Below are 9,084 nucleotides of genomic sequence, written 5' to 3'. Positions count from 1 at the left end.
AGATGTGTATAAGAGACAGGCTTTCAGCGTTGAGCCAGGTGCCGGCATTCAGGTGACGCCACGGTGTGCGGCCCACGGCCTGATCAATGGCGCTCAGGCTGCCGGCGGGGGCGCTGCGCAGTTTTTCGATGGCCAGGTCGGCAGCGGTGAGGGGGGTGAACGGCGGGACATCATGCACCAGCACCACCACAGGCTGGCGGGTCTGGTCTTCGGCGGCTGCGACAGTCTTTTCCACGGTGACCACCGCAGGCGCGGGTGCCTCGGCAACCGGTGCCGGTTGCCGGCTGAGCACCAGGCCCCAGTAGCCGACGACGATGGCCCCCAGCAGAAGCACGGTGGCAAGACCCATGGTGACACGACTGTTCATGACGGCTCTCCCTTTCCTGCTGCACTACCAGCCCGCACTTCCAACCAAGGGAACATCGCAATCAGGCAGCTATGAACATCCAACTATTTCGCTATTTCCACGCTAGCTGAAACAAGCCAAAACGCCATTACTGGCCGGCAAATAACCTACGAAAGTATGAGTGTTGGCCAATTAGCAGTCGAAATGGGCAGAAAGACGAAGCGATTAATGCTTTGGGATTAATCCGTTCTTACAGTTGTTGACGGGTGGATTGTTGACAATGCTCAGATGGCACGGTGGAAGCATTGCCGCTGTAGCGACATCGGCGCCGGGAGCGCAAAGGAGTGAACGTATGATTCTCGATTATCTGTTGGCCAGGGCCCGTTTGTTTTTCAAGAGTGAGGAAGGGGCTTCGGCTATCGAGTACGCGATTGTGGTGGCGATGGTGGCGGTGGTGGTCGTGGTGTTCGTGACACCGATCGGCACCAAGGTACTGAACATCTTCAACTCTGTTCTGGTCGCTCTCGGCGGTACTGCGCAGACCAAGCCTGTGCCCTGATCACATCTCGTCACGTCGTTCGTCGAATCCTGCTTGCGGGTTTGCGGCCTGTGTTCCGGGCCGTAAACCGCGAGCACCTTTGAAAGCCGCAATCCGGTGCCTTGGCACAAAGGAGTAGCGCCATGCTCTTCGAGTTCTTGATGTTGCATGCCCGGCGTTTTCTGCACAGAACTGAAGCCGCGTCGGCCATCGAGTACGCAATAGTGGTGGCGATGGTCGCCATTGTGGTTGTGGTGTTCGTGACGCCGGTAGGCACCAAGGTGCTGGCGATCTTCAACAACATCCTCGTGGCCCTTGGCGGTACGGCACAGACTGCGCCGACGCAGTTGCCCTGACTCGATGGGTGGCAAATCTCGCACTACACTCGGTTCCACCTTCAGCTTCTCAGGGATTGACCAATGACTGCTTCTTCACTGCCCCGCCAACAGTTGCTTCTGGTTGACGATGAAGAGGACGCATTGCTCGAGTTGGCGGAGTTGCTGGAGGGCGAGGGCTTCGTCTGTCATACCGCGACCTCGGTGAAGCTCGCCCTGCACCATCTGACCCGCCATCCCGACATCGCCCTGGTGATCACGGATCTGCGCATGCCGGAGGAAAGCGGCATGTCGCTGATCAAGCGCCTGCGCGAACACACCTCCCGTCAGCATCTGCCGGTGATCGTGACGTCGGGGCATGCGGACATGGAAGACGTCAGCGACATGCTGCGCCTGCAGGTGCTGGACTTGTTCCGCAAGCCGATCTATCACGTGCGGCTGCTGGAAACCCTCGACAACCTGTTTCCCAAGCCCAGGGTCAATGTTTCCTGAATCCTGAGACCGCTGCAGTGACCGTCAGTGGTCTCTAGGCTGACGGTCACTGCAAAAGAACTTCAATCCGGCGCCCGATGGCTACAGCTGATAGCTGAAGCTGATGCTGTAGCGCGGCCGGCGGTTGTAGGTATCCAGCGCTTCATCCGACATGGGTTTGGCCGCTTCCAGGGCGATGTTGTAGTACCTGGCATCGCCAAATCTGAGGCCCACGGCTGCCGATGACAGGCTGTTGGCTTGCACCGGCAACTGGTTGAACCAGCTGCGGGAGCGGTCGAGCACAACGTAGGGTTGCAGGATGCGCACCCAGTTGCCGTCGCGGTTGAAGCTGTAGTTGATCTCGTAAGCCACGCCCCAGCCCTTGTCGCCGGACGCCTGATCGTCCGGGTAGCCGCGACCGAAATTCTGCCCGCCAAAAACCGCGCGCTCGCTGTCGGGCAGGGTGTCGTCGGTCCAGTACAGTGCGCCCGACAGCACGCCTTGCCAGTTATCGAAGAACTTGTCGCTCTGCACTCCGGAAAGACGCAGGCGCAGGAAGTTCAGATCGATGGCGCTGTTGTTGGTGCGCGCCCCCATGCTGTCCAGCCCTTGATAGACGCCGCCGCTGAGAATCCGCAACTGGCGTGCGTCGGCCTTGCGCCAGTCGCTTTCGAAGGCGAGGGCGCGGATGTCGGTACGCTCTTCGACACTCAACGGATAGCCGATGACGTTATAGCGGGTCTTGTCGTTGACCGCGTACAGGCGCGCTCCGGCGGTCAGCAGTTCGTTCGAGGCGGCAATCAGTGGCAGGCTGAAGCCGACCGAGTAACGGTCGTTTTCACGGTGGGGTTTGAGCTCCAGGCCATTGTCCAGCGCGACGTTGGTGCCGGGATCGGCACGGTAGCGCGAGGCGGACAGATTCAGTTGCGTGCCTTCGGCGTCGAGGAACTGGCTGTAGTCCAGACGGTAGTAATGCTCGTGATCCTTTCCCGGTGGAAACAGCCCGCTGAGCGTCAGCTGTTCGCCCATCGACGTCTGTGAGTTGCTGCTCACACCGAGCAGGGCCTGCGTGCCCTTGCGGTTGTCTTCGGTGGTGCTCAGGGAACTGGTGAAGGGTTTGCGGCTGGCCTGGGCGACCAGCGTGGTCGCGCCATCGGTGGTCCCCGGCGGTGGCACCTGGGCCTGGATCGTGACGCCGGGAATGCGGGTCATCAGTGTGGTGTAGCGTTCGAAGGTCTTGCGGGTCAGAGGACGTTCGGCCTGGATTTTCGCCGCCAGTCTGTCGAGCAGCCCCTTGACCCGGCCCACGTCGCCCTGCATCTGCACATCCCGCACATAGCCTTCCACCAGCACCACGCGCGCCACACCGTTATCGAAATTCTGTTTCGGCAGGAAGGCGTATGACAGCAGATAGCCGTCGTTCTGGTAGCGTCGGGTGATGTTGCGGGTCGCTTCGATCAGGTCGGCGAGGCTGGACTCATGGCCGATCAAGGGTTTGTAGATTTCTGCCAGTTCGTTCAGCGGGTAGACCGTGCCGCCTTCGATCTGCACGGTTTTCAGGTTGATCTTCGTGCCCATCATCAACGGCTCGGCAGCCGCGGCACCGGGCTCCGGGACTTGCAGCGGAGCTGCGCTCGGCCGGTAGGCGTCGGCAGGCAGGTTCGGTACCGGCAGGTTGCGGATGGTTTCGTTACTGTTGAGAAAGCTGGGCAGGGTGTCGGCGAGGGCGGTGGAACTGAGACTGAGCAACAGCAGGGATGCCATAACGCGCATAGGACACTCCATGTTCAAACCGCAGCACCGGGCAGGGTTTTCCTGAGAAAAAAAGCGGAAGACTCATGGGAATCTTCCGCCTTCAACCAAGCGTAGGCGCTGTAGGTGCGGCCGTCGAATCGGCCAGGTGCAATTCAGGGTTTGCTGCCGCCCAAGGCGCCGGTCAGGCCACCGAGTACGCCGCCCAGACCGCCAGCGGTGCCAGTGCCGGTACCACCGGTGGATGCGCCACCGTTGACCAGTCCGCCGACCGCCGCCACGGTACCGCCCACGTTGCTGACCAGGCCACCGACGGCGGTGGTGACCGGGCTGTTGGTGGCGGCGATGGCGCCACCGAGATTACCCACCGCACCGCCGACCTGGCTGGTGATGCCGGCCACCGGAGTACCGAGCCCGGTGGCGCTGCCGACGTTCTGGGTCAGGTTGGTGACGGCGCTGGTGACTGGCGCGAGCCCGCCACCGACAGTGCCACCCAGTGTGGCCAGTGGTGTGGTGGGGGTAGTGATCGGTGTGCCCGAACCACCCAGTACGGTGTTGAGCGAAGCCACGGTATTGCCGACCGAAGCCAATACGCCGCCAGGTGCGCCGAGTGCGCCGTTGCCCGCTGCCAGTCCGGTGCCGACGTTGGACACCGCGCCGCCGACGGTCTGCAGCAAGCCATTGTTGCCAAGCCCGCCACCCACGCCGGTGCCCGATCCGGTGCCGTTGTCCACCAGCCCGCCGGCCTTGCCCACGGCCGTGCCGACATTGCTCAGGGCGCCGCCGACGGTGTCGGTCAGGGCGTTGCCGTTACCGGCCGCGGTGACGTTGTCGCCCACGCCGTCGACGGTGCTGCCGGCTTTCTGCAGCAGGCCGTTGACGGGATTACCCAGTCCGGTCGCGCTACCCAGTTTGTCGGTGGTGCTTTCGACCATGGCGATCACCGGTACGAGGCCGTTGCCGACGTCTTTGGTTACCGAACCGAGTGGGCCGGTGGTTGTGGCCGTGCTCAGGGTGTCGCCAAGCATGGTGACTTTTTCACCTACCCCGTTGAGCAACGGCGCAACTTTGGTCACCACGCCGCCGACCACGGGAACGCTGCCGGTGGCGGTGGCCAGTTTGCCGCTCAGGTCCGATACGCCGTTGCCGACATCCTGCACCACGCCGCCGACCGCCGAGGCGGTGACACCCAGGCCGTTGTCGGTGGTGCCGAGTTTGCCGAGACCGTTGGCCACGCCATCGCCCAGCGTAGTCACCACGTTGCCGGCGGTTTTGGCAGCGCTTTGCACCACACCGCCGACCACGGGCACACCACTGAGGGAGTCACCGACCTGACCGACACCGCTACCGACACCGGCAACAGTGCTGCCGACATCCTGCACCAGCGTCGAGGTGACCAGTGCCTGCGGTGTGCTCGGGTTGGTGGGGTTGGTCGGATCCGTCGGGTTGGTTGGATTAGTCGGATTGGTCGGGTCGGTGCCGCCTGTTCCGCCCGTTCCTGCAGTGCCGCCGGTCCCGGTCGTACCGCCGCTGCCGCTTGTTCCGCCAGTGCCGGTGGTGGAACTGTCAGGAGTCGAGCTGCTGGAGCTGCTGTGATGACCGCCACCGCCGCTGCTGCAACCGGCCAGGCCGAGGGAGAGGATCAATGCCAAAGCTGTTGCCGATTTGCACCACACTTGAGTTTTCATGATGGGTATTCCTTGCACCTGTCACAACGTTTCGTTGTCTTCGATGGCTCGCCGATTCTGTTGTCGGCAATGCCTTCGCCCGTTGTGCCCATATCAATCGCAAGGCTGGATCCACACCATTCTCGACTTGGTATTAACGCCTTTATATAGATCGGTGAACCTGCTGCTTAACGACTAATGCCGAGGATATAAACGCGCAAAAAAAAGCCTTGAAAATCAAGGCTTGTTGTTTGACTTGCGGGCGGGTGGCGGGGGTAAAAACTTAAGTTATATACACACAATTAATCATGTTCCGCTGCTGTGAGCCGCCTCCCGCCAGGGACGGGAGAGCGGCCGAAGCGGCGTATCGATTCAGGCAATCGGTTGCCAGTTGCCGACCATGTGTTCCAGATCCCCGGCGCCGATCAGGCGCAATTCACCGCTGGATCCTGCAGCGCTTGCGAACAATGACACCTCACTTGGCAGTCGCACAGGCTTGCGAAAATCCACGGTGACTTCCAGATTGGCCCGGGGCAGATGATCCGCCAGCGCCGCCAACGTACGTGCCTTGTTCCACAGGCCATGGGCAATGGCGGTAGGGAAACCGAACAGCTTTGCACTGGCCGCGCTCAGGTGGATCGGGTTGTAGTCGCCGGAGACTTTGGCGTACTGCCGGCCAATGTCCGCCGGGGCTTTCCATTGCGCGACCTGCATCAGTGGCAGCGCGGGTTCCCAGGTTTGTTCAAGCGCTTGGCCATCGAGTTTCACACCGCGACAGAGCATCCGGCTTTCGGCTTCCCATAGCGGGCCGAGCTGATCGTCGAGGGTGGTCAGCAGGTCGAACGTCGCGCCTTTCGGATGGGGTTGCAGGTTGTGCACCCGAACGCTGACCTGCGCCCGGCTGATCCCGCCCATTGGCCGCAGTACACGAATGCGGTTGCTCAGGTGAATCAGTCCCAGCAGCGGGAAGGGAAAGTCCCTGGCCGTGAGCAATTGCATCTGCAACGCAAACGCCAGTACGTGTGGATACGTCGGCGGCAGCAGACCATCATCGGCAAAACCGCAGACCTTGCGATAAGCCGCCAGACGTTTGCCATCAACGTCGACCCAGCAGCGCAAACCGCTGTCGGGCAACGTGGTGCCGGTGATTTTGCGCCGGGTCGCCGCCCGGACATACAACCCCGGCAGACTCGGCTCGCGGTGCAGCGTGTGCCATTCGATGCTCATGCCTAAGCCCCCAGAACACTTTGTCCACAGACCCGCAGCGCCTGCCCGGTAAACGCGCCGGTGCCCGGTTGTGCCAGCCACGCTACCGCCTCGGCAACGTCTTGCGGCAGACCGCCCTGACCCAGCGAACTCATGCGCCGGCCGGCTTCACGCAGGCCGAAGGGAATGTGCGCGGTCATCTGGGTTTCGATGAAGCCCGGCGCCACGGCGTTGATGCTGATGCCCCGTTCCAGCAAGGTCGGTGCCCAGGCCTGAGCGAGCCCGATCAGCCCGGCCTTGCTCGCCGCGTAATTGGTCTGCCCGCGATTGCCGGCGATGCCGCTGATGGAGGCCAGCAAAATCACCCGTGCGTTGTCGCGCAACGTGCCGCTGTCGAGCAGGGCCTTGGTCAGCACTTGCGGCGCGTTGAGGTTGACCGCCAGCACCGCGTCCCAGAACTCGGGCGTCATGTTGGCCAGGGTCTTGTCGCGGGTGATGCCGGCGTTGTGCACCAGAATGTCGAGGCCGTCCGGCAACTGTTCGATCAGTTGCGCGGCGGCGTCTTCGGCGCAGATGTCGAGGGTGATGGCGCGCCCGCCGAGGCGCGCGGCCAGGGCTTCCAGGTCGGTTTTCGCTGGCGGTACGTCAAGCAGGATCACTTCGGCGCCGTCACGGGCCAGGGTTTCGGCGATGGAGGCGCCGATGCCGCGAGCCGCGCCGGTGACCAGCGCCTTGCGCCCGGCCAGCGGGCGCGTCCAGTCTGTGACCTGAGTCGCACAGGTATTCAGCCGGATCACTTGCCCGGACACGAACGCGCTTTTCGGTGAAAGGAAAAACCGCAGCGGCCCCTCGAGCTGATCTTCGGCGCCTTCTCCCACGTAGATCAATTGCAGGGTGCCACCGCTGCGCAGCTCCTTGGCCAGCGAACGGGAAAAGCCTTCAAGTGCGCGCTGAGCACTGGCGGCAAACGGTTCGCGCAGGGTTTCCGGGGCGCGACCGAGGATTACCAGGTGCGCGCTGCTGTCGAGATTCTTCATCAACGGCTGGAAGAACTCGCGCAGCTGCTTGAGCTGGTCGGTGTGCTGCAGATCGCTGGCGTCGAACACCACAGCCTTGAGCTTCGGGCCATGGCCGGGAATCCATTGGGTGGCGGACGCAGGTTGGTCGCCGTAGCGGTAAATGGCGTCGGTCAGCCGGTTGGCGAAGGCGCTGACCCGTTCGGCCAGCGGCCCGCCGCCGATCAGCAGCGCGCCCTCCACGGGCCGCAGGCGTCCGGCCTGCCAGCGTTCCAGCCGCACCGGCGACGGCAGGCCCAGGGCCCCGACCAGACGGTGGCCGATGGACGAGTTGGCGAAGTCGATATAGCGGTCAGACATGGAACGCTCTCCAGAAGATGGGGTTCAAAGTGTGGACTGCGAAGGGCAATCAATCGTTCGATCCACACATTTAGGCCTACGCTAGAACAGCAGAGTAGTTTGCCCCCGGTGTTTTTGGGGCCCGGCGGGATTTTCAGTGCCCGATTTTCAGACTGGATATTTCACAAGGAGTTTTTCATGAGTCAGCTGCGCCGCGTCGCGATCATTGGTGGCAACCGCATTCCGTTCGCCCGTTCCAACGGCCCGTACGCCACCGCGAGCAATCAGGTGATGCTCACCGCCGCCCTGGAAGGCCTGATCGAACGCTACAACCTGCACGGCCAGCGCATGGGTGAAGTGGTCGCGGGGGCGGTGCTGAAATTGTCACGGGATATGAACCTGACCCGCGAGTGCGTGCTCGGCTCGCGTCTGTCACCAGCGACGCCGGCCTATGACATCCAGCAGGCCTGCGGCACCGGCCTTGAAGCGGCGCTGCTGGTGGCGAACAAGATCGCTCTCGGCCAGATCGATTGCGGCATTGCCGGCGGCGTCGACACCACGTCGGATGCGCCGATCAGCGTCAGCGAAGGTCTGCGCAAGATCCTCCTGCAGGCCAACCGCGCCAAGACCACCGGCGACAAGCTCAAGACCTTCCTGCAATTGCGTCCGAAACACCTGATCCCTGAGTTCCCGCGCAACGGTGAACCGCGCACCGGCCTGTCGATGGGCCAGCACTGCGAGCTGATGGCGCAGACCTGGAACATTTCTCGTGAAGAGCAGGATCAACTGGCCCTCGAAAGTCACCACAAACTGGCGGCGTCCTACAGCGAGGGTTGGCACAACGACCTGATGACCCCGTTCCTCGGCCTGACCCGCGACAACAACCTGCGCCCGGACCTGACCCTGGAAAAACTCGCGACCCTGAAGCCGGCCTTCGAGAAAAGCGCCAAGGGCACGCTGACCGCCGGTAACTCCACACCGCTGACCGATGGCGCGTCGGTGGTGTTGCTGGGCAGTGAAGAGTGGGCGAAAGAACGCGGCTTGCCGATCCTTGCTTATCTGCGGGACGGCGAAGCGGCGGCGGTGGATTTCGTCAACGGCGCCGAAGGGCTGCTGATGGCCCCCGTGTATGCGGTGCCGCGCCTGCTGGCGCGCAATGATTTGACCTTGCAGGATTTCGACTACTACGAAATCCACGAGGCATTTGCCGCGCAGGTGTTGTGCACGCTCAAGGCCTGGGAGGATCCGGAGTACTGCAAGACCCGATTGGGGCTGGATGCGCCGCTGGGCTCGATTGACCGCAGCCGTTTGAACGTCAAGGGCAGCTCGCTGGCGGCGGGGCATCCGTTTGCCGCGACGGGTGGGCGGATTGTGGCGAACCTGGCGAAGTTGCTGCTGTCTCTTATACACATCT

9 protein-coding genes are annotated in these 9,084 nt (G+C 62.7%); 4 read left to right on the top strand and 5 right to left on the bottom strand.

Annotated features, from left to right (window positions below; all coding sequences use genetic code 11):
* Window positions 1-367 (bottom strand): Flp pilus assembly protein CpaB (cpaB, locus tag DXT77_RS02060; RefSeq protein ID WP_119426439.1); only part of this gene is annotated, 367 nt, incomplete at its 3' end.
* A gap of 331 nt (window positions 368-698) precedes the next feature.
* On the opposite strand from cpaB, the gene DXT77_RS02055 reads away from it, so the two are divergent.
* From DXT77_RS02055 to DXT77_RS02045, 3 genes are all read left to right on the top strand, one after another.
* Entirely contained in the window at window positions 699-905 is a 207-nt protein-coding gene (locus DXT77_RS02055; protein WP_065260230.1) for a Flp family type IVb pilin, read from the top strand.
* A 122-nt stretch (window positions 906-1,027) separates the two neighbouring features.
* Window positions 1,028-1,240 carry a Flp family type IVb pilin gene (locus DXT77_RS02050; RefSeq protein WP_119426438.1) on the top strand — a complete coding sequence of 71 codons (213 nt, stop codon included), beginning with the start codon at window positions 1,028-1,030 and terminating at the stop codon, window positions 1,238-1,240.
* Window positions 1,241-1,303: 63 nt separating this feature from the next.
* Entirely contained in the window at window positions 1,304-1,711 is a 408-nt protein-coding gene (locus DXT77_RS02045) for a response regulator (RefSeq protein WP_085732763.1), read from the top strand.
* An 81-nt stretch (window positions 1,712-1,792) separates the two neighbouring features.
* Here DXT77_RS02045 and DXT77_RS02040 read toward each other — a convergent pair whose 3' ends face one another.
* The 4 genes from DXT77_RS02040 to DXT77_RS02025 form a co-directional block, all read right to left on the bottom strand.
* Entirely contained in the window at window positions 1,793-3,463 is a 1,671-nt protein-coding gene (locus tag DXT77_RS02040) for a ShlB/FhaC/HecB family hemolysin secretion/activation protein (protein ID WP_119426437.1), read from the bottom strand.
* 134 nt (window positions 3,464-3,597) lie between these two features.
* A complete protein-coding gene (locus DXT77_RS02035; protein WP_119426436.1) occupies window positions 3,598-5,130 on the bottom strand; it encodes a collagen-like triple helix repeat-containing protein in 1,533 nt (510 codons plus the stop codon).
* 351 nt (window positions 5,131-5,481) lie between these two features.
* Window positions 5,482-6,336 carry a MaoC/PaaZ C-terminal domain-containing protein gene (locus DXT77_RS02030; RefSeq protein ID WP_119426435.1) on the bottom strand — a complete coding sequence of 285 codons (855 nt, stop codon included), beginning with the start codon at window positions 6,334-6,336 and terminating at the stop codon, window positions 5,482-5,484.
* A 2-nt stretch (window positions 6,337-6,338) separates the two neighbouring features.
* A complete protein-coding gene (locus tag DXT77_RS02025; RefSeq protein WP_119426434.1) occupies window positions 6,339-7,691 on the bottom strand; it encodes a 3-oxoacyl-ACP reductase in 1,353 nt (450 codons plus the stop codon).
* 177 nt (window positions 7,692-7,868) lie between these two features.
* Here DXT77_RS02025 and DXT77_RS02020 point away from each other — a divergent pair.
* On the top strand, window positions 7,869-9,084 hold a 1,216-nt coding region (locus DXT77_RS02020), incomplete at its 3' end, for an acetyl-CoA C-acetyltransferase (RefSeq protein WP_119426433.1).

The sequence above is a fragment of the Pseudomonas sp. 91RF genome, assembly GCF_003576265.1.
Taxonomy (GTDB): domain Bacteria; phylum Pseudomonadota; class Gammaproteobacteria; order Pseudomonadales; family Pseudomonadaceae; genus Aquipseudomonas; species Aquipseudomonas kribbensis.
This window is presented reverse-complemented; position numbering and strand designations above follow the sequence as displayed.

Bases quoted from the DNA above. Each gene is read 5' to 3' on its own strand.
- DXT77_RS02055 (WP_065260230.1), top strand. From the start codon at position 699: ATGATTCTCGATTATCTGTTGGCCAGGGCCCGTTTGTTTTTCAAGAGT.
- DXT77_RS02050 (WP_119426438.1), top strand. From the start codon at position 1,028: ATGCTCTTCGAGTTCTTGATGTTGCATGCCCGGCGTTTTCTGCACAGA.
- DXT77_RS02045 (WP_085732763.1), top strand. From the start codon at position 1,304: ATGACTGCTTCTTCACTGCCCCGCCAACAGTTGCTTCTGGTTGACGAT.
- DXT77_RS02040 (WP_119426437.1), bottom strand. From the start codon at position 3,463: ATGCGCGTTATGGCATCCCTGCTGTTGCTCAGTCTCAGTTCCACCGCC.
- DXT77_RS02035 (WP_119426436.1), bottom strand. From the start codon at position 5,130: ATGAAAACTCAAGTGTGGTGCAAATCGGCAACAGCTTTGGCATTGATC.
- DXT77_RS02030 (WP_119426435.1), bottom strand. From the start codon at position 6,336: ATGAGCATCGAATGGCACACGCTGCACCGCGAGCCGAGTCTGCCGGGG.
- DXT77_RS02025 (WP_119426434.1), bottom strand. From the start codon at position 7,691: ATGTCTGACCGCTATATCGACTTCGCCAACTCGTCCATCGGCCACCGT.